At 69.9% G+C, this 26,542-nt stretch carries 27 protein-coding genes; 18 read left to right on the forward strand and 9 right to left on the reverse strand.

Annotated elements, in window-relative coordinates:
- Positions 1 to 288: 288 nt before the first annotated feature.
- On the forward strand, positions 289 to 1,713 hold the full coding sequence (locus GJG85_RS06155) for a cytosine permease (protein ID WP_050015144.1): 1,425 nt from the start codon (positions 289 to 291) through the stop codon (positions 1,711 to 1,713).
- Positions 1,714 to 1,895: 182 nt separating this feature from the next.
- Positions 1,896 to 2,954: a porin gene (locus GJG85_RS06160; RefSeq protein ID WP_050015145.1), complete on the forward strand. Its 1,059-nt coding sequence runs from the start codon at positions 1,896 to 1,898 to the stop codon at positions 2,952 to 2,954.
- Between the two features lie 58 nt (positions 2,955 to 3,012).
- Here GJG85_RS06160 and GJG85_RS06165 read toward each other — a convergent pair whose 3' ends face one another.
- Entirely contained in the window at positions 3,013 to 3,969 is a 957-nt protein-coding gene (locus GJG85_RS06165) for a LysR family transcriptional regulator (RefSeq protein WP_204383766.1), read from the reverse strand.
- Between the two features lie 188 nt (positions 3,970 to 4,157).
- On the opposite strand from GJG85_RS06165, the gene GJG85_RS06170 reads away from it, so the two are divergent.
- From GJG85_RS06170 to GJG85_RS06180, 3 genes are read left to right on the forward strand one after another with little or no spacing between them, the layout of a single operon-like run.
- A complete protein-coding gene (locus GJG85_RS06170) occupies positions 4,158 to 5,468 on the forward strand; it encodes an MFS transporter (protein ID WP_050015149.1) in 1,311 nt (436 codons plus the stop codon).
- Positions 5,469 to 5,499: 31 nt separating this feature from the next.
- Positions 5,500 to 6,771: a Zn-dependent hydrolase gene (locus tag GJG85_RS06175; protein ID WP_050015150.1), complete on the forward strand. Its 1,272-nt coding sequence runs from the start codon at positions 5,500 to 5,502 to the stop codon at positions 6,769 to 6,771.
- Positions 6,772 to 6,795: 24 nt separating this feature from the next.
- Positions 6,796 to 7,818 carry a histone deacetylase family protein gene (locus GJG85_RS06180; RefSeq protein WP_050015152.1) on the forward strand — a complete coding sequence of 341 codons (1,023 nt, stop codon included), beginning with the start codon at positions 6,796 to 6,798 and terminating at the stop codon, positions 7,816 to 7,818.
- 104 nt (positions 7,819 to 7,922) lie between these two features.
- Here GJG85_RS06180 and GJG85_RS06185 read toward each other — a convergent pair whose 3' ends face one another.
- Positions 7,923 to 9,128 carry an MFS transporter gene (locus GJG85_RS06185; protein ID WP_089488309.1) on the reverse strand — a complete coding sequence of 402 codons (1,206 nt, stop codon included), beginning with the start codon at positions 9,126 to 9,128 and terminating at the stop codon, positions 7,923 to 7,925.
- Between the two features lie 492 nt (positions 9,129 to 9,620).
- Positions 9,621 to 10,532 (reverse strand): LysR family transcriptional regulator, encoded by a 912-nt coding sequence (locus GJG85_RS06190; protein ID WP_050015155.1) that lies wholly within the window; start codon positions 10,530 to 10,532, stop codon positions 9,621 to 9,623.
- 161 nt (positions 10,533 to 10,693) lie between these two features.
- Here GJG85_RS06190 and GJG85_RS06195 point away from each other — a divergent pair, with 161 nt between their 5' ends.
- Positions 10,694 to 11,614 carry a pyridoxal-phosphate dependent enzyme gene (locus tag GJG85_RS06195; protein WP_089488628.1) on the forward strand — a complete coding sequence of 307 codons (921 nt, stop codon included), beginning with the start codon at positions 10,694 to 10,696 and terminating at the stop codon, positions 11,612 to 11,614.
- A 251-nt stretch (positions 11,615 to 11,865) separates the two neighbouring features.
- Here the strand turns inward: GJG85_RS06195 and GJG85_RS06200 are convergent, their stop codons facing one another.
- A complete protein-coding gene (locus GJG85_RS06200) occupies positions 11,866 to 13,059 on the reverse strand; it encodes a DUF2242 domain-containing protein (protein WP_089488629.1) in 1,194 nt (397 codons plus the stop codon).
- 115 nt (positions 13,060 to 13,174) lie between these two features.
- Entirely contained in the window at positions 13,175 to 14,068 is an 894-nt protein-coding gene (locus tag GJG85_RS06205; protein ID WP_089488310.1) for a LysR family transcriptional regulator, read from the reverse strand.
- Between the two features lie 110 nt (positions 14,069 to 14,178).
- Here GJG85_RS06205 and GJG85_RS06210 point away from each other — a divergent pair, with 110 nt between their 5' ends.
- Both GJG85_RS06210 and GJG85_RS06215 read left to right on the forward strand, forming a co-directional pair.
- The gene (locus GJG85_RS06210) at positions 14,179 to 14,934 is read left to right on the forward strand and encodes a TerC family protein (protein ID WP_089488311.1); all 756 of its coding nucleotides are present in this window, start codon (positions 14,179 to 14,181) and stop codon (positions 14,932 to 14,934) included.
- Between the two features lie 90 nt (positions 14,935 to 15,024).
- Positions 15,025 to 15,327: a zf-TFIIB domain-containing protein gene (locus GJG85_RS06215; RefSeq protein WP_089488312.1), complete on the forward strand. Its 303-nt coding sequence runs from the start codon at positions 15,025 to 15,027 to the stop codon at positions 15,325 to 15,327.
- 112 nt (positions 15,328 to 15,439) lie between these two features.
- Here the strand turns inward: GJG85_RS06215 and GJG85_RS06220 are convergent, their stop codons facing one another.
- Positions 15,440 to 15,850: an Hsp20/alpha crystallin family protein gene (locus tag GJG85_RS06220; RefSeq protein WP_089488313.1), complete on the reverse strand. Its 411-nt coding sequence runs from the start codon at positions 15,848 to 15,850 to the stop codon at positions 15,440 to 15,442.
- A 16-nt stretch (positions 15,851 to 15,866) separates the two neighbouring features.
- The gene (locus tag GJG85_RS06225; RefSeq protein ID WP_050015166.1) at positions 15,867 to 16,307 is read right to left on the reverse strand and encodes an Hsp20/alpha crystallin family protein; all 441 of its coding nucleotides are present in this window, start codon (positions 16,305 to 16,307) and stop codon (positions 15,867 to 15,869) included.
- Positions 16,308 to 16,554: 247 nt separating this feature from the next.
- Here GJG85_RS06225 and GJG85_RS06230 point away from each other — a divergent pair, with 247 nt between their 5' ends.
- Positions 16,555 to 17,472, forward strand: coding sequence for a 3-hydroxyacyl-CoA dehydrogenase NAD-binding domain-containing protein (locus GJG85_RS06230; RefSeq protein WP_050015168.1), 918 nt, complete (start codon positions 16,555 to 16,557; stop codon positions 17,470 to 17,472).
- Between the two features lie 37 nt (positions 17,473 to 17,509).
- On the opposite strand, the gene GJG85_RS06235 is transcribed toward GJG85_RS06230, so the two are convergent.
- A complete protein-coding gene (locus GJG85_RS06235; RefSeq protein WP_050015169.1) occupies positions 17,510 to 17,794 on the reverse strand; it encodes a DUF4148 domain-containing protein in 285 nt (94 codons plus the stop codon).
- A gap of 171 nt (positions 17,795 to 17,965) precedes the next feature.
- Entirely contained in the window at positions 17,966 to 18,814 is an 849-nt protein-coding gene (locus tag GJG85_RS06240; RefSeq protein ID WP_012328224.1) for a LysR substrate-binding domain-containing protein, read from the reverse strand.
- A gap of 331 nt (positions 18,815 to 19,145) precedes the next feature.
- On the opposite strand from GJG85_RS06240, the gene madL reads away from it, so the two are divergent.
- The 9 genes from madL (at position 19,146) to GJG85_RS06285 (ending at position 26,498) form a co-directional block, all read left to right on the forward strand.
- On the forward strand, positions 19,146 to 19,541 hold the full coding sequence (gene madL / locus GJG85_RS06245; protein ID WP_006485307.1) for a malonate transporter subunit MadL: 396 nt from the start codon (positions 19,146 to 19,148) through the stop codon (positions 19,539 to 19,541).
- Positions 19,542 to 19,552: 11 nt separating this feature from the next.
- On the forward strand, positions 19,553 to 20,320 hold the full coding sequence (madM, locus tag GJG85_RS06250; protein WP_027808885.1) for a malonate transporter subunit MadM: 768 nt from the start codon (positions 19,553 to 19,555) through the stop codon (positions 20,318 to 20,320).
- Between the two features lie 130 nt (positions 20,321 to 20,450).
- Positions 20,451 to 22,097 carry a malonate decarboxylase subunit alpha gene (gene mdcA / locus GJG85_RS06255; RefSeq protein ID WP_050015171.1) on the forward strand — a complete coding sequence of 549 codons (1,647 nt, stop codon included), beginning with the start codon at positions 20,451 to 20,453 and terminating at the stop codon, positions 22,095 to 22,097.
- Between the two features lie 10 nt (positions 22,098 to 22,107).
- Entirely contained in the window at positions 22,108 to 22,422 is a 315-nt protein-coding gene (mdcC, locus tag GJG85_RS06260) for a malonate decarboxylase acyl carrier protein (RefSeq protein ID WP_006485317.1), read from the forward strand.
- The gene (locus GJG85_RS06265; RefSeq protein ID WP_050015173.1) at positions 22,419 to 23,354 is read left to right on the forward strand and encodes a biotin-independent malonate decarboxylase subunit beta; all 936 of its coding nucleotides are present in this window, start codon (positions 22,419 to 22,421) and stop codon (positions 23,352 to 23,354) included. Before mdcC ends, GJG85_RS06265 begins: the two co-directional genes overlap by 4 nt.
- Positions 23,341 to 24,048 carry a biotin-independent malonate decarboxylase subunit gamma gene (gene mdcE / locus GJG85_RS06270; RefSeq protein WP_050015174.1) on the forward strand — a complete coding sequence of 236 codons (708 nt, stop codon included), beginning with the start codon at positions 23,341 to 23,343 and terminating at the stop codon, positions 24,046 to 24,048. Before GJG85_RS06265 ends, mdcE begins: the two co-directional genes overlap by 14 nt.
- Positions 24,035 to 24,703, forward strand: a complete 669-nt coding sequence (mdcG, locus tag GJG85_RS06275) for a malonate decarboxylase holo-[acyl-carrier-protein] synthase (RefSeq protein WP_089488631.1) — start codon at positions 24,035 to 24,037, stop codon at positions 24,701 to 24,703. Before mdcE ends, mdcG begins: the two co-directional genes overlap by 14 nt.
- Positions 24,700 to 25,566 carry a triphosphoribosyl-dephospho-CoA synthase MdcB gene (gene mdcB, locus GJG85_RS06280; RefSeq protein WP_050015176.1) on the forward strand — a complete coding sequence of 289 codons (867 nt, stop codon included), beginning with the start codon at positions 24,700 to 24,702 and terminating at the stop codon, positions 25,564 to 25,566. Before mdcG ends, mdcB begins: the two co-directional genes overlap by 4 nt.
- On the forward strand, positions 25,563 to 26,498 hold the full coding sequence (locus tag GJG85_RS06285) for an acyltransferase domain-containing protein (RefSeq protein ID WP_089488314.1): 936 nt from the start codon (positions 25,563 to 25,565) through the stop codon (positions 26,496 to 26,498). Before mdcB ends, GJG85_RS06285 begins: the two co-directional genes overlap by 4 nt.
- The last annotated feature ends 44 nt before the right edge of the window (positions 26,499 to 26,542 follow it).

A 26,542-nucleotide genomic window follows, 5' to 3' on the forward strand; every position in this document is an offset into this window, starting at 1 on the left:
ACGCCAGACTTGCGGCGAAATCGCCCGGACGTGCACGGATCTCTCGGACGATTTCGAAAATCGATTGATTCCGGGTAATCACCGATATCTCGCAAGTTGTATATACAAGATCATCCGCTGGCAATGTCGGCACACGTCGTGCCGCTTGCGCGCCAGCGTGCAGATCGTGCGTGCGTGGCGCATGCCGGCGATCCACGGCGCCCCGCATCCGTCGAGCCGAAAGGGCGGCTCGCAGCTTCCTGTCCTGTTCAAACCCTGTGTGGTCCTGAGTATTTTGGAGATTGACCCGTGTCAACGAATTCCAGTGGAAAAGCCGGCGGACTGATCGAGGTACGCTCGATCGACTTCATTCCCGACGCCGAGCGCCACGGCGGCCTGCTGAGCCAGTTCACGCTGTGGCTGTCGGCGAACATGCAGATCACGGCTATCGTCACGGGCGCGCTCGCGGTCGTGCTCGGCGGCGACGTGTTCTGGTCGCTGGTCGCGCTGCTGCTCGGCCAGCTCGTCGGCGGCGCGGTGATGGCGCTGCACGGCGCGCAGGGGCCGCAGCTCGGGCTGCCGCAGATGATCTCGAGCCGCGTGCAGTTCGGCGTGTATGGCGCGATGATCCCGATCGTGCTCGTGTGCCTGATGTACATCGGCTTTTCCGCGAGCGGCTCGGTGCTGGCCGGGCAGGCCGTCGCGCAACTGCTGCACGTCGACGACGCGGCCGGCATCCTGCTGTTCGCGGCCGTGATCGTCGTGCTGACCGTGTTCGGCTATCGCGCGATCCACTTCGTCGGCCGGATCGCGAGCGTGGTCGGCATCGTCGCGTTCGTCTACATGTTCGCGCAGCTGTTCGCGAACCACGACGTCGGCGCGCTGCTCGCGAACAAGCATTTCTCGCTCGCGAGCTTCCTGCTCGCGATGTCGCTGTCCGCGTCGTGGCAGATCGCGTTCGGCCCGTACGTGGCCGACTATTCGCGCTACCTGCCGCGTTCGACGTCGTCGGTGGCGACGTTTCTCGCGGTCGGCCTCGGTTCGGTAATTGGCGCGCAGGCGGCGATGGTGTTCGGCGTGTTCGCGGCCGCGCTGGCCGGCAGCCAGTTCGCGCACCATGAGGTGTCGTACATCGTCGGCCTCGGCTCGACGGGCGCCGTGGCCGCGCTGCTGTACTTCAGCATCGCGTTCGGCAAGGTCACGGTGACTGCGCTCAACGCGTACGGCAGCTTCATGTCGATGGCGACGATCGTCAGCGGCTTTCGCGGCAAGGGCGCGGTATCGTCGAAGAGCCGCCTCGTGTACATCTTCGGGATGATCTGCGTATCGACGCTGATCGCGCTCGCGGGCCGTCATTCGTTCCTGAAGGAATTCACCGCGTTCATCCTGTTCCTGCTCGCGTTCTTCACGCCGTGGAGCGCGATCAACCTGGTCGATTACTACTGCTTCACGCGTTCGCGCTACGACGTGCCGGCGCTGTCCGATCCCGACGGCCGCTACGGTCGCTGGAACGTGATGGCGATCACGATCTACGTGGTCGGCATCCTGGTGCAACTGCCGTTCATGTCGACGCACATCTACACGGGGCCGCTCGTCGATGCGCTCGGCGGCACCGACATCTCGTGGATCCTCGGCCTCGTCGTGCCGGCCGTGCTGTATTACGTCGGCGCCCGCGCGTCGCGACGCAGCATTCCCGAACGCCTGATCCTGCCGCTCGAACGCGGCGAGGTCTGACACCGACGTATCACGTCGTTCGTCGGGCCGGTCTGCCGCCGGCCTGAGCGGCCCGACGCGCCGAACCGGCGCGACCGGCAACCGCACCGCACATCCTCTTCGTTATCCGCGATGCCGGCATGGTGGACCATCGTGCCCGGCGTCGTTCCATTCTCCTTTCATTGAATAGCAGGACTAATAAAATGAACGCACGAGGACATCGTTCCTGGGCGCGACCGGTGCATGCCGGTCTTCGGATGGCCGTCGCGGCCGCTTGCGTCGCCGGTTCGGACGCCGCGCTCGCGCAGGACGGCGTCACGCTGTACGGCGTGATCGACGAATTCGCGCAATACGTGAACACGGGCAACGGCTATACGGCCGCGATCAACTCGGGCGGCCAGTGGGGCAGCCGGTTCGGGCTGAAGGGCGGCGAAGAGATCGGCGGCGGCCAGAAGATCGAGTTCGCGCTGGAAAACGGCTTCAACCCGAACGACGGCTCGCTCGCGAGCGCCGGCACGATGTTCAACCGGCAGGCGTGGGTCGGCATCGCGGGGCAGTGGGGCAAGGTGCGCGCGGGCCGGCAGAATTCGCCGCTGTTCAACGACCAGGGCGGGCAGGATGCGTTCGGCGGCGTCACGCAGGCGTCCGGCATGGACAACCTGACCGTGTTCGCATTCCGCACGAGCAATACGCTGTCGTACCAGAGCCCGGAGATGGCCGGTTTCCAGGGCGGGCTGTACTTCGGGTTCGGCGACGCGGGCGGCGTGCGCTCGGCCGGCTCCAGCCGGCAGTTCGACCTGACCTACGAACACGGCCCGTTCGGCGCATTCGTCGCGGGCCAGTGGTTGAAGAACGCCGCGGCGACCACGACGGATCGCACGATCATGGCCGGCGCATCGTACGCAATCGGCAAGGCCACCGTTTACGGCGGGTTCTCCGCGGTGAAGTGGGCCGACCTCGGAATCGATTCGCGCGTGTACGGGCTGTCGGTCAAATATCAGATCAACCCGGCGAACGCTATCGCGCTCGGCTACGCGTACCTGCACGACCAGTCGTCGCAACGCAATAACGCGGACCAGCTCGGACTGATGTACGAGTACGACCTGTCGAAGCGCACGAGCTTCTACGGCGCGCTGTCGTACCTGCGCAACCGCAACCAGGCCGACTACACGCTTGCCGGCGCGGCAAACCCCGGCCTGCCGCTCGCGTACCCGGGCGCGAATGCGCGCGGCGTGCAACTCGGCATCGTGCATCGCTTCTGACGCACGCAATGCGCCGGGCCGCGTGCGCCCGGCGCGTGCATCGGGCGCACCCGCGTCATCATTTCCCCAGCCGCTCCGCGAGCGAGTAGCGCTGCATGCAGCGCTCCATCGCGTCGAGAAACGCATGCTCCGCCGCATTCATCTTGCGGTCGCGATGCCACAGCAGGAACACGTCGACATCGACGAGCCCGTCGTCGGGCGGCAACCGCCACAGCCGTTGCTGCGCGATGTCGTCACGTACGATGTGCTCGGGCAGGCAGCCGATGCCATAGCCCGCGAAGATCAGCCGCCGCACTTCGTCGAGGCTCGGCGACGACGCGACGATGCGCCCCGTGAAGCCCTTCTGGTCGCGAAACACGGTGAGCGGCGACAGGCTGTCGCCGATCTGGTCGCTCGTGAACGACACGAAATTCTCCGCGAGCAGATCGTCCATCCGCAATTGCGTCTGCCCGAACAGCCGGTGATGGCGGCCGCAGTAGATCGCATAGCGCTGGCGCAGGAAGCAGCGCATCTCCAGCTTGTCGTGCGGCGTGCGGCACAGGCCGAGCCCGGCCGTGGCCGTCTTCTGCAGCAGCGACGACAGGATGTCCGACGAACGCATCACTTCGATCTGCAGATCGATACGCGGATACGCGCGATGGAAATCCGCGAGGAATTCGTCGTAGACGGGCGATTCGATGCGGCTCACCGTCAGCAGCCGGATCGAGCCGGTCAGGTCGGCGGTGCTGTCGTCGATTTCGGTTTCGAGGCGCGAGATGCCGCCGTAGATGTCGCTCGCGATCCGGTACACGGCTTCGCCGGCCGGCGTCGGCGCGAAGTGCGCGCCGCGCCGCTCGATCAGCCGGCGCTCGAGCGTCTCCTCGAGCCGCCGCAGCGCCTGGCTCACGGCCGGCTGCGTGACGTGCAGGCGCGCGGCCGCGCGGCTCACGCTGCGCTCCTGCATGATCGCCAGATAGGTGCGCAGCAGGTTCCAGTCGAGGCGATCGTTGAGGAACGGGGCGAGGTCGGGGCGCATCGGGTCTCCGGGCGGGCGACGGGCAGGCATTAGTTGAATTTATATAGAGAATAATAACTTGAAATTTGACTAATGATTTGCGGCCACCGATAAAGGGGGGCGCCGCAGCGTGCGGCGCGAGGCCGCGACAGACGGCCGTCCTCACGATAGTGCGTGCCGCTCCGCCGCGGCGCGCGTCAGGAGCCCGCATGACTCAGTCCCTTCCTTCCGCCCGCCAGCCGGCACGCGCCGCGACGGCCGCGTTCATCGGCACGATGATCGAGTGGTACGACTTCTACATCTACGCGACCGCGGCCGCGCTCGTGTTCGGCGAACTCTATTTCCCGTCGCACGACCCGTTCGTCAGCACGATGGCGTCGTTCGCGACGTTCGCGGTCGGCTTCTTCGCGCGTCCGCTCGGCGGCGTGATCTTCGGCCATCTCGGCGACCGCATCGGCCGAAAGAAGGCGCTGATGACGACGTTGATGATGATGGGCGTCGCGACCGTCTGCGTCGGGCTGCTGCCCGCCTATTCGAAGGTCGGCGTCCTCGCGCCGGTGCTGCTCGTCGCGCTGCGGGTCGTGCAGGGGATCGCGGTCGGCGGCGAATGGGGTGGCGCGGTGCTGATGGCGGGCGAGCATGCGCCGCAGGGGCGCCGCACGTTTTTCGCATCGTTCGCGCAGCTCGGCAGCCCGGCCGGGCTGATCCTGTCGCTGATCGCATTCCGCGCGGTCACGTCGATGGACAAGGCCGACTTCCTCGCGTGGGGCTGGCGCCTGCCGTTTCTCGCGAGTTCGGTGCTGCTCGTGGTCGGCATCCTGATCCGGCTCGGCGTGAACGAGTCGCCGGAGTTCGCGCGGGTCAAGGAAGCGAACCGCACGGTGAAGCTGCCGGTCGCGGAAGTGTTCCGTTCCGCGTCGGGGCTCGTGCTGCTCTGCATCGGCGCGAACACGATCGGCATCGCGGGCGTCTATTTCACGAACACGTTCATGATTGCGTACACGACGCAGTACGTCGGCGTGTCGCGCTCGCTGATCCTCGACAGCCTGTTCGCGGTCGCGATCATCCAGTTCTTCGCGCAGCCGCTCGCCGCGTGGATCGCCGAGCGCATCGGCGGCGCACGCTTCCTGAAGCTCGCGGCGCTGCTCGCGATGCTGTCGCCGTATCCGATGTTCATGCTCGTGCAGGGTGGCACGTCGGCGTCGCTGATCGCCGGCATCGCGCTCGCCGTCGTCTGCATGGCCGGCTTCTATTCGGTGATCGCGGGCTTCGTCAGCGACGTGTTTCCCGCCCACGTGCGCTATTCGGCGATCTCGCTCGCTTACCAGATTTGCGGCGCGATCGCGGGCGGCCTGACGCCGCTCGTCGGCACGTGGCTCGCGCATCGCTTCACGGGCCAGTGGTGGCCGCTCGCGGTGTTCTACACGTGTCTCGCCGGCATCTCGCTGCTCTGCATCGTCGCGCTCGACGCGCGCCGCGCCGCGCAGCCGGCCGCCGCCGAAGCGCTCGGCTCGCATTGAACCTCAACGAACGAATCGATCCGGAATCCCAATGAACGACCTGCTGGAAATCGACGGCGCCCGCCTGTGGCAGAGCCTGGCCGACATGGCGCGCGTCGGCGCGACGCCGCGCGGCGGCGTGCGGCGTGTCGCGCTCACCGATGACGACCGGCGCGGGCGCGACCTGTTCGCGCAATGGTGCCGCGACGCGGGGCTGACGGTGAGCGTCGATGCGGTCGGCAACCTGTTCGCGCGTCGCGACGGCGCCGATGCGCAGGCGGCTCCCGTGCTGATCGGCAGCCATCTCGACACGCAGCCCGAAGGCGGCCGCTTCGACGGCGTCTACGGCGTGCTCGCCGCGCTCGAACTCGTGCGCACGCTGAACGACGCGGGCATCGCGACCGACAAGCCGCTCGAGATCGTGTCGTGGACCAACGAGGAAGGCGCGCGCTTCGCGCCGGCGATGCTCGGGTCGGCCGTGTTCACCGGCGCGCTGCCGCTCGACGACGCGCTCGCGAAGCGGGACGCCGACGGCGTCACGCTCGGTGCGGCGCTCGACGCATGCGGCTATCGCGGCACGCGCGCAACGGGCGGTGCGGTCGACGCGTATTTCGAGGCGCATATCGAACAAGGGCCCGTGCTCGAGGCGAACGGCACGACGATCGGCATCGTCACGGGCGGGCAGGCGATCCGCTGGCTCGACGTGACGGTGACGGGCGTGGCTGCGCACGCCGGCACGACGCCGATGCCGTATCGCAAGGACGCGTATTTCGCGAGTGCGCAGATCGCGCTCGAACTCGAACGGATCGTCGCCGCTTATGCACCGCGCGGGCTCGCGACGATCGGGCAGGTCGGCATCCGCCACGCATCGCGCAACACGATTGCCGGCGAGCTGACGTTCACGGTCGACCTGCGTCATCACGACGATGCCGAAGTCGATGCGATGGAGCGCGACCTGCGCGAGGCGTGCGCCCGCATCGCCGCCGCGCGCGGCGTGCAAGTGGCGATCGACACCTGCTGGCGCAGCCCGGCGACGCCGTTCGATCGCGATTGCGTGGGGCTGGTGGCGCAGGCCGCGGCTGCGTTCGGCTACACGCACGAGCGGATCGTGAGCGGCGCCGGCCACGATGCGATCCTGCTCGCGCGTCGTTTCCCGACCGCGATGGTGTTCATTCCGTGCGTCGACGGCCTGTCGCACAACGAAGCCGAGGATGCGTTGCCCGACGACGTGACGCGCGGCGCGAACGTGCTGCTCCATGCGGTGCTCGCGCGCGCGGGCATCGCGGCGCGCATCGACGCGGCTGCCGCCGCGCACGGCGCCTGATCCGGCTAATCGACGAGGACGACGATGAAAACCTATTTCCATCCCGAACAACTGCTGCACCATCCGCGCAGCTACCTGTCGCGCGGCCAGATGCGCGAACCGCAGGAAGTGCCCGAGCGCGCGGCGCGGCTCGTCGCGGCCGTCCGGTCGCTCGACTTCGACGTGCGCGAGCCGACCGACCGCGGCACCGCGCCGATCGCGGCCGTGCACGACATGAACTACCTGCGCTTTCTCGAGGATGCGCACCGCGACTGGAAGCAGATGCCCGACGACTGGGGCGACGAAGTGATGTCGAACGTGTTCGTGCGCGATCCGAACCCGTTGCGCGGCGTGCTCGCGAAAGCCGCGCGCTATCTCGCCGACGGCAGTTGCCCGGTCGGCGCGAACACGTGGCGCGCGGCGTACTGGTCCGCGCAGGGCGCGCTGGCCGCGGCGGCCGACGTCAACGACGGCGCACGCGAAGCCTACGCGCTGTGCCGGCCGCCCGGCCATCATGCGCGCCGCGACGCGGCGGGCGGCTTCTGCTACCTGAACAACGCGGCGATCGCCGCGCAGGCGCTGCTCGGCCGCCATCGCCGCGTCGCGATCCTCGATACCGACATGCATCACGGGCAGGGCGTGCAGGAGATTTTCTACGGCCGCGACGATGTGCTGTACGTATCGATTCACGGCGACCCGACCAACTTCTACCCGGTCGTCGCGGGCTACGAGGAAGAGACGGGCGCGGGCGCCGGCGACGGCTTCAACCTCAACCTGCCGATGCCGCACGGCGCGCCGGAGTCGACGTTCTTCGCGCGGCTCGACGACGCGCTGCGCGCGCTCGCGCGGTTCCAGCCCGATGCGCTCGTGCTCGCGCTCGGCTTCGACATCTACAAGGACGATCCGCAATCGCAGGTCGCGGTCACGACCGACGGGTTCGGCCGGCTCGGCCGCGCGATCGGCGCGCTCGGGTTGCCGACGGTGATCGTGCAGGAAGGCGGCTATCACCTCGAGAGTCTCGAGGCGAACGCGCGCGCGTTCTTCGGCAGGTTCGCCGCGGGACGCTGATCGGGCCGTCGGAACCGGACCGCGCGCCGGAAACGACAACGGCCGCATGGCGCGGCCGTAAAAATGCGTGCGGACGGTTCCCGGTAGTCCGGGCTTCCCCGCGCTTACGAATTCGCGGTGGCCGGCGAGCGGCGGCGCTGCGTGACCTGCAGCATGACGAGGGCGAGCCCGGCGGCGGCGATCAGCGCGCCGACGAGCGGCACCGCCGCGTAGCCGAACCCGGCCGAGATCGCCGCACCGCCGGCGGCGGCGCCGAACGCGTTGCCGAGGTTGAACGCGCCGATGTTGACGGCCGACGCGAGGCCCGGCGCTTCATGGGCCGCGCGCATCACGCGCATCTGCAGCGGCGGCACGACCGCGAACGTCGCGATCCCCCAGACCAGCAGCGTGACGGCGGCGCCCGCGTGGGTCGCGGCGAGCAGCGGGAACGCGGCCATCGTCGCGATCAGCAGCAACAGGAAGCCGATCAGCGTGCCGTCGAGCGAGCGGTCGGCGAGGCGCCCGCCCGCGATGTTGCCGATCGAGAAGCCGACGCCGATCAGCACGAGCATCGCGGTCACGAAGCCGGGCGTGGCGCCCGTCAGGTGGGCGAGCGTTGGCGCGACGTACGTATAGAGCGTGAACATCGCGCCGGCGCCGAGCACCGTCGTCGCGAGCGCGCCGAGCACGACCGGGCGCGTGAGCACGGAGAGTTCGGCGCGCAGGTCCGGCATCTTGCCGGCTTCGCCCTTCGGCAGCGCGGCGAACAGGCCGGCGATCGCGACCAGGCCGAGGCCCGCGGTCGCCGCGAACGACATGCGCCAGCCGATCATCTGGCCGAGCCAGGTCGCGGCCGGCACGCCGCCGACGTTCGCGATCGTCAGCCCCATGAACATCGTCGCGACCGCGCTGGCCTGCTTGTCGCGCGGCACGAGGCTCGCCGCGACCACCGAGCCGAGCCCGAAGAACGCGCCGTGGTTGAGGCTCGTCACGAGGCGGGCGAGCAGCAGCGTCGTGTAGTCCGGTGCGGCGGCCGACAGCAGGTTGCCGATCGTGAAGATCGACATCAGCGCGATCAGCGCGGAGCGGCGCGACCAGCGCGCGAGCAGCAGCGTCATCAGCGGCGCGCCGACCATCACGCCGATCGCATACGCGCTGATCAGCATGCCGGCTTGCGGAATCGACACGTGCACGCCGTCGGCGATCACGGGCAGCAGGCCCATCGGCGAGAACTCGGTGGTGCCGATGCCGAACGCGCCGGCGGCGAGCGCCAGCAGCGGCAGCGCGGCGCTGCCGCCCGGACGGGACGGAGAGGAAGTCGTGGGGTTCACGCGGCGGGCTCCTGTAAGCGGGGGACAACGGCACGAAGCCATTGAGGACAGCCCGAAGTGTGCCTGCATTACTTTTGCGGAAAAAGCCGCATCCGGACGAAATTATCTTGATTTCATGTCAATAATGCGGCGTGTGTGGGGCGTGACTCGACGCGCAACAGGAAAAAAGCCCCGACCACAGGGGGTCCGTGGCCGGGGCGGAAACGCATCCTCTCTTTGGCACGAGGAATTGGATGCGCGGGCAGTATATTTCGGGCCAGGACGATTCGAATCGGCGTTAAACGGCCGTTTTGGGTGTCAATTTGAAAATAGCGGCGTCGTGACGCCGTCCGTCGGCGTTCTGAAAGATTTTTCGGTGGCACGGCGGCGTCGTTCAGTGCTCAAAAACAGCGAAAACGGCGAAAGCGGCGAGATCGCGGAGGGCGATTCCGTCCAGCGGCCGGCGCTGCAAGTTGCATCGCCCGATCGCGCGGCGAGGCATCCGGCGTACGTTCAGCCCGGTTCGCCGGCCGCGTCGCGGACCGCCGCGAGAAACCGCGCCACGACGGGCGACGGGGCTGCCGCCGCGCCGTCGAACACGAACTCGATGTCGAAGCGGCTCGCGAGCGCGTCGAGCGCGACGAGCCGGACCGTGCGCGGGCAGGTCGGCGACGCGCTTTCCGGCACGAACGCGCAGCCCATGCCGGCCGCGACGAGGCCGATCAGCGTCGGGATGTCGCTGCCGACCTGCGCGATGCGCGGCGTGAAGCCGGCCTGCTCGCACTGCGTCATCAGGAACCGGTGGTGCGCGGCGGAGCGCTGCGCATCGAACCAGACGAACGGCTCGTTCGCGACGTCGGCCAGCGTGCGCGGCGCGACGAAGCGGCCGCCCGGCGGCGCGGGCATCGCGAGCACGAAGCGGTCGCTCAGCAGCCGCACGCCCGTCAGGTGCGGCGCTTCCTCGCGACGCCACGCCATGATCCCGGCGTCGAGCTGGCCGCGCATCAGCGCGCTCGCCTGTTCGGCCGACAGCATCGGCGCGATCGACAGTTTCACGTCCGGGCACGCATCGCGAAACGCCTTGAGGACGTTCGCGACGACCGGCAGCGGCAGGCAGTTCGGCAGCGCGCCGAGCCGCAGTTCGCCGAGCTGGCCGGCCGCGCTGCGCAGCGCGCGCTCGCGGCTGTCCTGCAGCATCGCGAGCAGGCCGGTCGCATCGTGCAGGAAGCTCGTGCCGGCCGCCGTGAGCGTGACGCCCGTCGCGCGACGAATCAGCAGCGGCGTGCCGATCGCGTCCTCGAGTTCGCGGATCTGTCGCGACAGCGCGGGTTGGACGATGCCGGCCGCACGGGCGCCGGCCATCACGCTGCCGGCCTGGGCGACGGCGACGAAGTAGCGCAGGTGACGCAGTTCGATCTGGCGCATGCGGTGTGGGGTCTGATGTGTGGATATGCCTGTGAAGCATAGCAAACGCCATTCGATGGTATTGGAAAGCATGGCAGGCCTGCCGTACGATGACCGTCATTGCCGAATGCGCGTCGTTGCGCGTCGTGTGCGTTTCCTCCGTCCTCATTGCGTTCCGTCCCATGCCGCTTCATATCCCGACTCCTTATATCCGCTCGCCGATCGCATCCCGCCGGCTCGGCACGACCATCCGGCTGAAGCTCGAGGCGCTGCAGCCGTCGGGTTCGTTCAAGCTGCGCGGCATCGGCGCCGTCTGCGAGGCGCGGCACGCCGCCGGCGCACGGCGATTCGTGTCGTCGTCGGGCGGCAACGCGGGCATCGCGGTCGCGTACTGCGGCCGCGAGCTCGGCGTGCCGGTGCGCGTCGTCGTGCCGGAAAGCACGTCGGCGCGGGCGCGCGAGTTGATCCGCGTCGAAGGCGCGGAACTCGTCGTGCACGGCGCGAGCTGGGCCGAGGCGAACGCGTTCGCGCAGTCGGCGCTCGACGCGCACGACGCGTTCGTGCATCCGTTCGACGATCGCGTGCTGTGGCAGGGCCACGCGACGATGATCGACGAGATGGCGGCGGCCGGCCCGAAGCCCGACGCGGTCGTGCTTGCTGTGGGCGGCGGCGGTCTGCTGTGCGGCGTGCTGGAAGGGCTGGCGCGCAACGGCTGGCACGACGTGCCGGTCGTCGCGGCCGAGACGGAAGGCGCCGACTGCTATGCGCGCTCGGTCGCGCAGGGGCGTCCGGTCGAACTGGCGGCCATCTCGAGCATCGCGACGACGCTCGGCGCGAAGCGGCCGTGCGACGCGGCGGTCGAATGGGCGACACGCCACGCGATCCATCCGGTCGTCGTGTCCGACGCCGACGCGGTGGCGGCGTCGCTGCGGTTTCTCGACGAACACAGGATCGTCGTCGAGCCCGCGTGCGGCGCGGCGCTGGCCGCGCTGGAGCGGCCGGTGCGGGTGCTCGCGTCGGCCGCGGACATCGCCGTGATCGTCTGCGGCGGGGTGGCCACGACCGCCGAGGATCTGCAGACGCTGCGCGCGACGTTGCGGTAGGCGAGTGCGCGGGTGAGCAGCGCACTCGCGAGACGGCGGATTGCTTGCGATTGTCGCGCGCGGTGACGGCGGGTCTGGCGCGTGCATGGCGAACCGCCACGCGTCGACGTTGCCTTACCGTCAATCCCGCGCGACCATGCGCGGTCGACGCACGGCCGGATGGGCGGAAACGACTTCAGGAACGTTGCGGAAGGGGGGCGTGTCGTCGCGCCGCGCCGCATGCGGCCGGGCGCGACGATACGGGAGCGCGATCAATTCGCGATGGGTGCGCTCGCGCCGGACGGCGTGGACGATGCGACGGGGTTGGCGGTAGCCGGCGCAGGCGATGCGCTTGACGGCGCCGATGCCGATGCGGGCGTGGATGCCGCTGACGAAGGCGCGGCCGAGGACGACGACGGCGTAGCGGTGGCCGCGGCTGTTGCCGGCTCCGACAGAGCCAGGGGCGGGGAAACCGGCGCGGCCGTCGAACCGGAGGTCGACGAAGGTGCCGGCGCGGTTGCCGGACCGGAAACCGGCTTAGGCGCCGAAGCTGGTGCAGCAGACGAAGCGGGAGCGGGAGCCGGGGTCGATGCAGGCGCCGGGCCGGCAGCCGAAGCCGGCGCAGGCGCAGGCGCAGAAGCGGCCGCGGGTGCCGCCCCCGAGGCCGGCACCGGCCCGGACGCCGCCGTCGGCGCCGCGGCGCGCATCGCAGCCGGCGCCGCGATGGCCGATGCCGCGGCCGGCACGGCATTCGCGCCCGACCCCGGCGCGACACCCGTCGCCGACAGCGGCACCGGCGCCGCGGGCGGCGTCGGCACGACCGGCGTCGTCATCTTCATCGGTTCGCCCTGCGGCGTCGGCGCGGGCTCGGGCAGCGGCGCGACGGGCTCCTTCTCCGCGGCCTTCACGGTCGCGCGGTCGCGGCGCGCCGGGTCGATCTTCAGGAAATGGTCGACGAGCGTGAAGAAGCGTTCATAGAACACGCCGGCGGGAATCGTCTCGCTCGCGGTCTTGACGAGCGCGTCGTCGCTCGACCCGATCGGCAGCGACAGCGAGCCGAACACGCTCAAGCCCACGCTGGCCGACGTATTCGATTTCTTCAGCGTATAGCGGTCCTGCACCGCGTTCACGTACGCGATGCTCGACGCGCCGTCCGCCGTCGCGTCCGCGCACACGACGTGAAACTCGATCACGACGTGCATGTCGTTGCTCGGCTGGAAATTCTTGCTGCCGTCGACCGCGTCGTTGCGCGACGACGACACCACGTAGCCCTGGCTCAGCAGCGCGCGCCGGGCGGCCTCGCAGGCCGCGTCGGATTTCGAGTGGAACGTATGCGCATACGGGCTGCTGGTCGCGTCGAACTGTTCCTGCTGGTAGATCGGCTTGGGCGGCGACGAGCATGCCGCCAGCACGGCCGCGGCCGCGAGCGCGCACGAAACGGAAAACAGGCGAAATCGGTTGTGCATGGCGTCTTTCAGAAGGCTCGGCGAGAGGCGGCGCAAGGGGAGTGCCCGGATTGATGCGGCGCACATCTCGTATGGCCGGGGCGACATTATAGTTTCGTTTGGTGTCGCGCTCGCTTCAGTCGGCCGGCGCGCCGCGCGCCGCGGCCAGCAATTGCGCCGTCAGCGGATGATGTTCGCCGCGCCGGGAGCGGATCGCGTGGATCTCCTCGGTCACGTCGCCCGCGCGCCCGAGCCGCCTGAGCCCGCGCAGCAGCGACGCATCGTTCGCGCCGAGTTCGCTCAGCGGAAACACGCCGAGGCCGCGCGCCGCGAACACGGCCATCAGCGCGCTGTCCTCGAACTCGCCGGCCACGCGCGGCACGATCCGCGCGCTTTCCAGCCACAGGTCGAGACGCGCGCGCAATGCCGAATGCGCAGTCGGCAGCAGCACCGGCAGCTCGGCCAGGCAGTGCGGATAGCGCTGCCGCGCGGCCGGCGTGACGAGCGCCGCGGGCCCGTACCAGTCGACCGGCGACGCGACGAGCCGCTCGCTCGTCACGCGCAGGTTCGACCCCGATGGCGCGCCTTGCCCGGCCAGCACGAGATCCAGGTGATGCAGCGCGAGTTCCGCGAGCAGCGCGTCGTGCTCGCCTTCGTGGCACAGCAGCCGCAGCGTGGGCGTGTCGAGCACCGGGGCCAGGATTGCGTGCGCGGCGAGCTTGGAGATGCCGTCCGCGAGGCCGACCGCGAGCCGCACGGTCGGCTGGCTGGCCGCCGCGCGCACGTCGTCGGGGATCAGCCGGCCCATCTCGAAGATGATTTCCGCGCGCGCAAAGGCGGCCTGCCCGGCGTCGGTCATCGCGACGCCGCGCCCGGCCGGGCGCAGCAACTGGTGGCCGAGCGCTTTCTCCAGCTCGCGCACCTGCGCGCTGATCGTCTGCACGGCCATGTCCAGCCGGCCGGCCGCGCGCGCGAAGCCGCCTTCCTTCACGACGACCCAGAAATAGTACAGATGGCGAAAATTCAGCATCGGCGCGCGATATATCGAAAAAACCGAACTCAAAGTCAGATTCTCGCTGATTTTTCCGAAGTACGGGGCGGCATATCATCGGGCTTTCCACTTTCGTATCGGCCCATCCCATGGACTACCTGCTGACGCTTGCCACCGACCCCGCCGTCTGGGCCGCGCTCCTGACGCTCGTCGTGATGGAAGTCGTGCTCGGCATCGACAACCTGATCTTCATCTCCATCCTCAGCAACAAGCTGCCCGAAGCGCAGCGCGCCCGCACGCAGCGCCTCGGCATCGCGCTCGCGCTGGTGATGCGCCTCGCGCTGCTCGGTAGCGTCGCGTGGATCGCGAGCCTGACCGAACCCGTGTTCACGCTGTTCGATCATGCGTTTTCGTGGCGCGACATGATCCTGCTGTCGGGCGGCCTGTTCCTCGTGTGGAAGGCGACCACCGAGATCCATCACCACGTGTCGCACGACGGTGACGGCGCGGGCGGCGCCGCCGGCGCGGCCGGCCTGACGATGTGGGCCGCGATCGGCCAGATCGTGATGCTCGACATCGTGTTCTCGATCGACAGCATCGTGACCGCGATCGGCATGACCGAGCACGTTCCGATCATGTTCGTCGCCGTGATCGTCGCCGTGAGCGTGATGCTGTTCGCCGCGCAGCCGCTCGCGCGTTTCATCGACCGCAACCCGACGATCGTGATGCTCGCGCTGTCGTTCCTGGTCGTGATCGGCATGACGCTGATCGCCGAAGGGTTCGGTTCGCACGTGCCGAAGGGGTACATCTATGCGGCGATGGCGTTCTCGGCGTTCGTCGAGGGCATGAACATGCTGGCGCGGCGCGCGAAGGCGAAGCGTGCGGCGCACGTGGCGCGCGACTGAGCCGGCGCGCGGGATGCCGGCCGCCGCGGCGGCCGGTTCGCGCGCCTCGTACGGAATCCGGATGAAATTCGCACGGAAAGGAGAAACGCGATGAAATGTCCTGTCTGCAAGACGCCCGACCTGCTGATGGCCGAGCGCCAGTCGATCGAGATCGACTACTGTCCGACCTGCCGCGGCGTGTGGCTCGATCGCGGCGAGCTCGACAAGCTGATCGCACGCGAGACCGGCGACGCGCCGGCTCGCCGCGATGCCGCGCCGGCGCAGCACGACGCGCACGCGTCGCGCGAGCGCGACGACGGCTGGGGCCGCGACGGCCGCTCGCACGACGATCGATACCGGCACGACGGCCGGCGCCGCAAGAAGTCGGTGTTCGACCTGTTCGATTTCGATTGAATCTGAAGTCCGTGCGTTTGAGCGCGCACGGCCCGATGCAAAAAAGCCCCGCCCGGCATCACGCCGGAGCGGGGCATTTTCATGCGCGTCGCGTCAGCACACGCGTCGACCCTTACGCATTGCCGGCCGTCACGTCGATGCGGCGCGGGCGCGTTTCCTCGCGGCGCGGGATCGTCAGCGTCAGCACGCCGTCGCGCAGGTTCGCGTCGATCCGCGACGTGTCGAGATCGGCGCTCAGCACGAACGACCGTGCATAGCGCGTCGCGCGCACTTCCGCGTGTCGCACGCGCAGGTCGGCCGGCGTGTCGAGTTGCGTCGCGGCTTCGATCGTCAGCGTCGTGTCGTGCACCTTCACGTCGAGGTTCTCGCGCGGCACGCCGGGCAGGTCGGCCCGCAGCGTGACGCCGCGCGCGTCCTCGACGATGTCGACGGACGGGGTGATCGCGGGCCGGCGCGCGGCTTCGGCGGCGGCAGCGTGAACGGTGCTCGGGTGGCGTTCGGCCAGGGTCGGGTTCGTGTTCATGTCGGTATCCTGAAGATTACTGAATGGTGATCGCACGCGGCTTCGATGCTTCGCGCCGACCGACGCGAATCAGCAGGCAGCCGTTCTCGTAGCGGGCGCTGACCTGCTCGGGGGCCGCGTCGCGCGGCAGTTCGACCACGCGGCGGAACGCGCCGTGAAAGCGCTCCTGCGCATACGTGCGCACGTCGTCGCCTTCGGTGCGCGGCGCCGGTTTGCGCTCGCCGCTGATCGTCAGCAGGTCCTTGTCGATCGACACGTCGAAGTCGGCCGCGGCCATGCCGGGTGCGAACGCGACGATCTCGATCGCATCGTCGGTGGCGCCGACGTTGAGCGCGGGAAACGCGCCGGCGCGCCCCGCACGGATGCCGGACGGCCGTTCGCCGAGCAGGCTCGCCATCTGCCGCTGCACGCGGGCGAATTCGTCGAACAAGTCGTAGCCGTGATGGATACCGCTCATGTTGGTCCTCCTGAACAGGGAACGCGGGAGACGTGACGGCGCGACGCCTGCGGCGGGCGCGACGGGTGGCTCCACGGGGTCGATAACGGGGGCGGTGCGTTGCATGCGGCACTGCCCGACGACGCTTAATTAGTGGCCGCCGCCGCGCATTTCAAGAGGGAATTTGCAATCGGCGTCGACGCGTGCGCAGGGGATTCGATGCGACAATCGCCGCGACATATCCGCAGACCAACCACACGGGACAACCATGGACATTCGACGTATCGCGATCGTCGGCGCCGGCGTGATCGGCGCGAGCTGGGCCGCTTTCTACCTGACGCAAGGCTTCGACGTCGTCGCGACCGACCCGGCGCCGCAAGCCGACGCGCGGCTGCGCGACGCGCTCGCCGCCTTCCTCGGCGAGCGGGCCGCCGAACCTTCCGCGCGGCTGTCGTTCGACGCCGATCTCGTGCGCGCGCTGGACGGCGTCGACTTCGTGCAGGAGAACGGCCCCGAGCGGCTCGACCTGAAGCGCGCGCTTTACCGCCAGATGGACGACGTGCTGCCCGCGCACGTGCCGATCGCATCGAGCTCGTCGGGCCTGAAGATGTCCGAGATCCAGACCGCGTGCGCGAAGCATCCGGAGCGCTGCCTGATTGCGCATCCGTTCAATCCGCCGCACCTGATTCCGCTCGTCGAGCTGGTCGGCGGCGACGCGACCGGCCAGGACGTGATCGCGCGCGTGAAGCAGTTCTACGATGCGCTCGGCAAGCAGACGATCGTGCTGAACAAGGAGATGACCGGCCACGTCGCCAACCGGCTCGCGGCCGCGCTGTTCCGCGAGGTGTATCACCTCGTCGGCGAAGGCGTCGTGAGCGTCGCCGATGCGGACAAGGCCGTCGCGTGGGGCCCCGGCCTGCGCTGGGGACTAATGGGGCAGTGTCTGACCTATCACCTTGGCGGCGGCGCGGGCGGGATCGCGCATTTCCTCGAACACCTGTCGGGGCCGATCACGAGCTGGTGGGACGACCTCGGCACGCCGTCGTTCGATCCGGAAGTCGATCGCAAGCTGACCGACGAGCTGCGCACGATCCAGGGCGAGCGCTCGATGCAGGAACTGGCGGCGGAGCGCGACCGGTTGCTCGTCGAGCTGATCGACGCGCGGCGCCGCAGCTTCCTGCCCTGATCCTCATCCGGTCGCGCCAGCGCAGTGGCGGCGCCGGTCATTGCTGCGACATCGCCTGGCTGGCGGGCGGCGTGTGAGCCAGCCACGTGGGGCTCACGGCCTGCACGAGTTCGCGGTTGCGCGCACGGGTCGCGGCGTTCGGCGGGTAGTTGCCGTCGTTGGTCGGCAGTTCGCCGTCGAGATAGGCCTGCTTGAGCTGGTCGATGACTTCCGCGCGTGTCAGGCCTTGTTGTGCGGGGGCCGACGCGTCGGTCTGGGCAAAGGCGGGGGACAGCAAGGCGGCTGCAGTGGTCGCGACGGCGAATCGCAGGACGTTCTTCATGGCGGGCTCCGATCAAGGGGACGGGGTGCCGGACTCGCGCGGCGATGCGCGGTGCGTTCGGATGGGGCCCATTGTCGCGAGCGGGTGCTGCGCGGACGATGACGCGTTCCGGGCAAAGCTGTCAGGTGCCGCTGGATGCGACCGCGCCCGCGTGCGGTGCCCGCCGTGCCGTTACAACTCGGCCGCCGCCGTGATCAGCGTGGCTTCGAGCGCGAGCGTCGAGCGCGACGCGGCCGCCGGGCGATCGATCACGTATTCGAGTTCGCCGAGTTCCGGCAGCCCCGCATCGAGCCGCGCGAGCCCGGCCGGGATCACGTAGCCGGCGAACGCGCTGACGCCGAGCCCCGCGCTCGCGGCCGCCCGCAGCACCGCGATGCTGCTGCTCACGACGGCGATCCGGTACGGCCGCCCGACGGCCTCGAGCGATTCGAGCACGCGGCGGCGCGACACGCTCGGCTCCGGATGCATCGCGAGCGGCAGCACGGCCTCGTGGCCGGTGATCCGCGAATCGGGGCCGGTGCACCAGTACAGCGGTTCGCTGCGGATCACGCGGCCGCGCCGGCTGCCGGCGATGCGCTTCGCGAACACGAGATCGTGCCGGCCCTCGTCGAGCGCGTCGAACAGGTCGCCCGACAGCCCGGTCGAGATCGCGAGCTCGACGTCCGGGTTGCGCTGCACGAAGCTCGCGAGCGCGGCCGTCAGGTGCGCCGACGCGAAATCCTCCGACATTGCGAGCCGCACCTTGCCCGACAGCGGCGGCCCGCAGACCGACGTGACGGCCTCGTCCATCAGTTCGAGGATGCGCACTGCGTAGCGGAACAGCGCGTCGCCGTGCTGCGACAGGTGCACGTTGCGCGTGTCGCGCTCGAACAGCGGCCGGTCGAGCAGCTCCTCGAGCCGGCGGATATGCTGGCTGACAGTCGACTGCGACAGGTTCACGCGCTCGGACGCGGCGGTGAAGCTGCCGGACTGGGCGACGGCGACGAAGCTGCGCAGCAATTCGGGCGGTAACGGACGCATTGCTAAATCCACTGAATCGGTTTCGACAACTTCATAAATGGCCGGATTTTGCGGCGCTAGTATCGGATCACGCGCCAGTGCGGCCTCCGCGAACGAGGGGCATCGGACGCGTAGCCCGTGTCGCGCCGCCGGCTGCACCAATCAGTCTAAGCCATCCGGCGTCCGGCCCGAACCCGCATCATCCCATCGACCCCCGAGAACGCGCTCGCACGACGAGCCGCCGGGCCGCGGCGCCCCGCCGCAGGAGACAGACAGTCCGCCCCGGGATCGGCGTGCGGGCCTGGCTCCCGCACGCGTCAGGCGCCCGTCACGAAGAGACTGGAGACGACTCATGATCATCTACGGAACCGCGCTGCTGGCGTTCTGCCACCTGGCCGGACTGTTCCTCGGCGACCTGCTCGGCAGCGCGATCGGCGTGAAAACCAACGTCGGCGGCGTCGGCATCGCGATGCTGCTGCTGATCTGCCTGCGCCTGTGGCTGCACCGGCGAGGCTGGCTGCCGAAGGAGACCGAGGCGGGCGTCGGTTTCTGGGGCGCGATGTACATCCCGGTCGTCGTCGCGATGGCCGCGAACCAGAACGTCGTCGCCGCGCTGAAGGGCGGGCCGGTCGCGCTGCTGGCCGCGGTCGGCGCGGTCGCGATCTGCGCATGCTGCATCGCGGTACTCGCGCGCACGGGCCGCGACGACACGGCCTTCGCGGGCGTGCCGCAATTCGAAGAACAATAACGGAGGCCGCCATGCTGCAGATGCTCGAAAAAACCGTCGCCCACAACGGGCTCGTCGCGTCGTTCGCGTTGGTCGGCCTGATCATGTGGCTGTCTTCGATCGCGTCGCGCAAGCTCACGTTCGGCCGCGTGCACGGCTCGGCGATCGCGATCGTGATCGGCCTCGTGCTCGCCTACGTCGGCGGCGCGTTCACCGGTGGCGAGAAGGGGCTGGCCGACGTCAAGCTGTTCGCCGGCATCGGCCTGATGGGCGGCGCGATGCTGCGCGATTTCGCGATCGTCGCGACCGCGTTCGAAGTGCAGCCGACCGAGGCGCGCAAGGCCGGGCTCGTCGGCGTCGTGTCGCTGCTGCTCGGCACCGTGCTGCCGTTCATCGTCGGCGCGTGCGTCGCGCGCGCGTTCGGCTATACCGATGCGGTCAGCATGACGACGATCGGGGCGGGCGCCGTCACCTACATCGTCGGGCCCGTCACGGGCGCGGCGATCGGTGCGAGCTCCGACGTGATCGCGCTCAGCATCGCGACGGGGCTCGTGAAGGCGATCATCGTGATGGTCGGCACGCCGGTCGCGGCCAACTTCATGGGACTGAAGACGCCGCGCTCGGCGATGATCTTCGGCGGGCTCGCGGGCACCGTCAGCGGCGTGAGCGCGGGCCTTGCCGCGACCGACCGCCGGCTCGTGCCGTACGGCGCGCTGGTCGCGACGTTCCATACCGGCGTCGGCTGCCTGCTCGGGCCGTCGCTGCTGTTCTTCACGACGCGCGCGCTGGTCGGCGCGTAGGGCGATGGATGCGGCCCGCGCGCGGGCCGCATCCATCGCGGCGTCCTCTGAGTCGCATTCTGCAACATCATCAATCGGCAGCGGCGCCAGGCTTAGAATGCCGCTGAACCCTCGAAGCGGAGAACTGTTCATGACCGGATGGAATCACGCGCGGCAGGCGCGCGATGCACGCGTCGCGGCCGGCGCGGCGTACGCGCAGGGCAAGCGGGTCGACGCGCGCGACACCGTCGCGTTGCTCGAAGCGGTGCTGCGGCCAGGCGACCGCGTGTGCCTCGAAGGCGACAACCAGAAGCAGGCCGATCTGCTCGCCACCGCGCTCGCCGACGTCGACAGCGCGAAGCTCCACGACCTGCACATGGTGCAGTCGGGCGTCGTGCTGCCCGAGCACCTCGACGTGTTCGAGCGCGGCATCGCGACGCGTCTCGACTTCGCGTATTCGGGCCCGCAGTCGCAGCGCATCGCGAAGCTGCTGTTCGGCGGCAAGATCGCGCTCGGCGCGGTGCATACCTATCTCGAACTGTTCGCCCGCTACTTCATCGACCTCACGCCGCAGGTCGCGCTGATCGCGGCCGTGAGCGCCGACGCCGACGGCAACCTGTACACGGGCCCGAACACCGAGGACACGCCGACCGTCGTCGAAGCCACCGCGTTCAAGGACGGCATCGTGATCGCGCAGGTCGACCGCATCGTCGACAAGGTGCCGCGCGTCGACATCCCGGGCGATCGCGTGCATTTCGTCGTCGAGGCCGGCCGGCCGTTCTACGTCGAGCCGCTGTTCACGCGCGATCCGGCCGCGATCACCGAGACGCAGATCCTCACCGCGATGCTCGCGATCAAGGGCATCTACGAGCCGTATGGGATCAAGCGCCTGAACCACGGGATCGGCTTCAACACGGCCGCGATCGAGCTCCTGCTACCCACCTACGGCGCGAAGCTCGGGCTGAAGGGCAAGGTCTGCACGCACTGGGCGCTCAATCCGCATCCGACGCTGATTCCCGCGATCGAATCGGGCTGGGTCGAGCAGATCCACTGCTTCGGCTCCGAAGTCGGGATGGACGACTACATCCGCGCGCGCTCCGACGTATGGTTCACGGGCCCCGACGGGTCGCTGCGCTCGAACCGCGCGTTCTGCCAGACGGCCGGGCTCTATGCGTGCGACATGTTCATCGGCTCGACGCTGCAGATCGACCTGTCCGGCCATTCGTCGACGGTCACCGCCGAGCGGATCGCCGGTTTCGGCGGCGCGCCGAACATGGGCAGCGACGCGCGCGGCCGGCGCCATCCGAGCGAACCGTGGTTGAAGGCGGGCGCGGAGGCCGATCCCGACACGCCGGCGGCGCTGCGGCGCGGGCGCAAGCTGGTCGTGCAGATCGGCGAGACGTTCGGCGACAAGAACGTGCCGATGTTCGTCGAGAAGCTCGATGCGCTGAAGCTCGCGGACAAGCTGCAGCTCGACCTCGCGCCGATCATGGTCTACGGCGACGACGTCACGCACATCGTCACCGAGGAGGGCATCGCGAACCTGCTGATGTGCCGCGACAAGGACGAACGCGAGCACGCGATCCGCGGCGTGGCCGGCTATACGGACGTCGGCCGCGGCCGCGACCGGAAGATGGTGGAGCGGCTGCGCGAGCGCGGCGTGATCCGCCGCCCGGAGGATCTCGGCATCGATCCGCTCGACGCCGACCGCCGCTGGCTCGCCGCGCGGTCGATCAAGGATCTCGTGCACTGGTCGGGCGGGCTTTATGCGCCGCCGGCCCGGTTTCGCAACTGGTGAGGAAGAGGGCATGGAACAGTTGAACTATCGCTTCACCGCGCGCGAACGCGCGAAGGGCGAGCAGGCCGCGGCGCTCGTCGGCGTGGTCGCGTCCGGCAATCTCGAGGTGCTCGTCGAGCGCGTGCTGCCGGGCAACGAATGCGAAATCGACATCCGCACCGCGGCGGTCGGGTTCGGCGCGGTGTGGCAGGCGGTCGTGTCGGATTTCGTCGAACGGCGCACGCCGGGCGGCCTGAAGCTGTCGATCAACGACGGCGGCGCGCGACCCGACATGGTGTCGCTGCGGCTCGCGCAGGCCGTGCGCGCGATCGAGGGAGATGCATGATGAGCGACGTGATCCACGACGCACCGGCGTTCGTCGCGAATGCGGCGAGCTGGTACGAAGCATCGGCGCGGCAGCGCATCGACGGGCTGCTCGACGCGGGCAGTTTCAGCGAATTCCTCGGGCCGGCCGAGCGCATGACGAGCCCGCACTTGCCGCTGTTCGGCCTGCCGCAGCAGTTCGACGACGGGATGGTGGTCGGCCACGGCCGGCTCGACGGCCGGCCGGTGTTCGTCGCCGCTCAGGAAGGCCGCTTCATGGGCGGCGCGTTCGGCGAAGTGCACGGCGCGAAGCTCACCGGGCTGCTGCGCGCCGCGCGCGAAGTCGGCAAGCCGGTGCTGATCCTGTTCGATACGGGCGGCGTGCGGCTGCAGGAAGCGAACGCGGGCGAGCTCGCGATCGCCGAGATCATGCGTGCGCTCGTCGAAGCGCGTGCGGCCGGCGTGCCGGTGATCGGGCTGATCGGCGGCCGCGCGGGCTGCTATGGCGGCGGCGGGTTGCTCGCCGCGTGCTGTTCGGCGCTCGCGGTGTCGGAGCAGGGGCGCATCAGCGTGTCGGGCCCCGAAGTGATCGAGACCAATCGCGGCGTCGAGGAATTCGACTCGAAGGATCGCGCGCTGATCTGGCGCACGATGGGCGGCAAGCACCGGCGCTTGATCGGCGGCGCCGATCGCTACGTGGCCGATACGCCCGACGCGTTCCGCGCGGCGGCGCTCGATCTGATCGGTCGCGCGCCGACGTTCGATGCGGCGATGCTGCGCGCGGAACAGGCGCGTCTCGAAGCGCGGGTCGAACGGTTCGGCGGCTGCAACGATGCGCTCGACGTGTGGCGCGCGCTCGGGGCCACCGAGCCGGAAGCGATCCCCGGCATGCCCGACGAAGCATTCGCGAAGCTCGCCGACCAGTTACAGGAGCCGCAGCATGACGCTCGATGAAGTACTGACCTCGCTGTTCCCCAACGGCCATTCGATCGTGCGCAATGGCGGCCTGCTGACGGGCCACGCGGAACTGGCCGGCACGCGCGTCGACGTGATCGGCGTTGCTGACCGCTTGCCGTTCGGCCTCGACGAGGCGCTGACGCTCGCGTCGCGCGTGCTCGACACGGTCGCGCGCGGCGGCGACACGCCGATCGTCGTGCTGGTCGACAGCGACAGCCAGCGGATGAGCAAGCGCGACGAACTGCTCGGCCTGAACGAAGGACTGTCGCATCTCGCGAAGTGCCTGATACACGCGGATCTCGCCGGACACCGGACGATCGGCGTGCTGTACGGCCACACGGCCGCGGGCGCGTTCATCGCGACCGCGCTCGCGACCCGCACGCTGCTCGCGGTGCCGGGTGCCGAGCCGGAGGTGATGGACCTGCCGTCGATGTCGCGCGTGACCAAGCTGCCGATCGACGTGCTGAAGGAGATGGCGCGTTCGACCCCGGTGTTCGCGCCGGGGCTCGACAACCTCGTGAAGATGGGCGCCGTCGACGCCGTGCTCGATCCGTCCCGCGCGCTCGACGCGCAGGTCGGCGAATGGCTCGGCAAGCCGGCCGAGCGCGTCGACCGGCGCGCGGCGCGCGGCCGGCCGGTCGCGACCGACGTCGCCGCCCGCGTCGAGGCCCTTGCGCGTGCCGCACGCTGAGCTGCCGCTGCGCCGCCACACGCTCGTCACGCTGACGGCGGGCGGGTGGGGCGCGGCCTTTGCCCACGACCCCGCGCTCGCGGGCGATCCGCTCGTGCGCGCATGGGCCGAACGCGGCTGGCCGCTGATCGTGCGTCGCGCGTCGCCGGATGAAGCCGATGCCGGCCGCGTGCCGCTCGGCCTGCCGTTGCCGCCGCCGGCGGGCAAGCGGCGCATCGCGCTGAACGTGGCCGCCCACGCGCTCGCGACGGTCGGCCCGCTGCCGGCGTTGGCGGACGTACGCTCCGGAGCGCCCGCCGCGTGGCATGCGCCGCTGCGCGAGCTCGATGCGCTCGGCGCGCGCTGCGGCGTGCAGGGCCGCGTGTTCGGCAGCCTCGCCTGGCAGGCGCTGACCGGCGAGCCGTACCTGAGCGCATCGTCCGATCTCGACATCGTGTTCCCGCTGCCGGACGCCGCGTCGCTCGCGCCGTTGCTCGACGGTCTCGCGACGATCGATGCGCGCGCGCCAATGCGCATCGACGGCGAACTGCTGCGCGACGACGGCGCGGGCGCCAACTGGCGCGAACTGCACGCGCGGTTGCCCGAAGTCGCGGTGAAGACCGCGACTACCGTCGAATTGATGTGCGCCGATGCGTTCATCGGGGGCACGCAATGAACGCCGCGGCTGCCTGCCGCGTCGCGGCGCCGTCCGAGGCCGAGCGCATCGCCGCGCTGGCCGAGCGCAGCCTCGTGCTCGAGATCGACACCTACCCGAAGCCGGGCCTCGTCAGTCACGTCGACACCGGCAGTCACGCGGACATGGATGCCGCGACGTTCACGCGCAGCGCCGTCGTGCTGCGGCCGTACTTCGCGGAACTCGCCGACGCGGGCGCCCGCGACGCCGACATGGCCGTGCTGCGCAAGATCGGCCTGCGTGCCGAGCACGCGATGCTCGCCGCGACCGGCGGCGTCAATACGCATCGTGGTGCGATCTTCGGGCTCGGGCTGCTGTGCGCGGCCGCCGGCCGGCGCACGATACCGGGCGCGCTGCCGGCCGGGACGACGCTCGGTGCGTTCGTGTCGCGCCGCTGGGGCGTCGAGATCCTCGGCGGTCCACGTGTGCCGGACAGTCACGGCGAGCGCGCGAGCCGCCGCTACGGTGTCGGCGGCGCGCGTCGCGAGGCGGCCGACGGCTTTCCGACCGTGTATGCGATCGGCTTGCCCGCGCTGCGCCGCGCGCGGCGCGACCTGCCGGGCGACCCGGAAGCCGCGCGCGTCGCCGCGTGCTTCGCGCTGATCGCCGCGCTCGACGACACGAATCTGCTGCACCGGGGCGGGCAGGACGGCCTCGATTTCGCCCGTGCGACCGCCCGTGCGTTCGTCGCGCGCGGCGGCGTGCGGGCGCGCGACTGGCGGCTGCGCGCGGCGGCCGCGCATCGTGCGTTCGTCGCGCGCCGGCTGAGTCCGGGCGGCGCGGCCGACCTGCTCGCGATGAGCGTCTTCGTCGATGCGCTCGAAGCCGAAGGGCACGCGCGATGACGCTGGCCATCCTGTGTTCGGGGCAAGGCGCGCAGCGCGCCGACATGTTCGATCTGACCGGATCGGCGCCGCAGGCCGACGCACTGTTCGCGCATGCGGGCCGGCTGCTCGGCGACGATCCGCGCACGTGGGTCCGACAGGCCGGCCCCGACGCGCTGCAGGAAAACCGGGCCGCGCAGATCCTCTGCACGGTCCAGGCGCTCGCGGCCGCCGCGCTGCTCGACGCTGTGTGGCCACGCCGGCGCTGCGTCGCGGGCTACAGCGTCGGCGAGGTCGGCTCGTGGAGCGTCGCGGGAAGGATCGACCCGCACGAGGCGCTCGATCTGGCCGATGCGCGTGCACGCGAGATGGATGCCGCGAGCGGCGGCGACGAGCGGATGGTGTTCGTGCGCGGCCTGACACGCGCGCAACTGGCGCAGTTCTGCGACGGTCGCGACGCGGCTATCGCGATCGCGAACCCCGGCGATGCGTTCGTGGTTGCGGGGCGGCACGCCGACGTCGATGCCGTGGCCGACGACGCGGCGCGCGCCGGCGCGCTGCGTGTCGCGCCCGTCTGCGTGCGGATCGCGTCGCATACGCGTCGGCTGGCGGCGGCCGTGCCGGCCTTCCGCGCGACGCTGGCCGCGACGCGCGTGCGCCGGCCGTTGCCCGGCACCCGGCTGTTCTCGGGGATCGATGGCGCGTCCGTGCTCGATGTCGACACGGGCCTCGACAAGCTCGCGCGGCAGATCGCGGAGCCGGTCGAATGGGCGGCCTGTCTCGCCGCGTGCGTGGAGGCCGGCGCGACCGCGTTTCTCGAACTCGGCCCCGGGCGCGCGCTGGCCGAGATGGCCGGTGGCGCGTATCCCGCGTTGCCCGCGCGCAGCCTCGCGGATTTCCGTTCCGTCGACGGCGTGACGCGTTGGCTCGCGCGCGTCGCGGCCGGCGGCTGATCGGCGGGGCGAAACCCGGCCCGAAACACAGCGGCCGGGCACCC

Origin of the sequence: Burkholderia sp. MS389 (assembly GCF_016899425.1) — a bacterium.
In the GTDB taxonomy this organism is placed as follows: Bacteria; Pseudomonadota; Gammaproteobacteria; order Burkholderiales; family Burkholderiaceae; genus Burkholderia; species Burkholderia sola.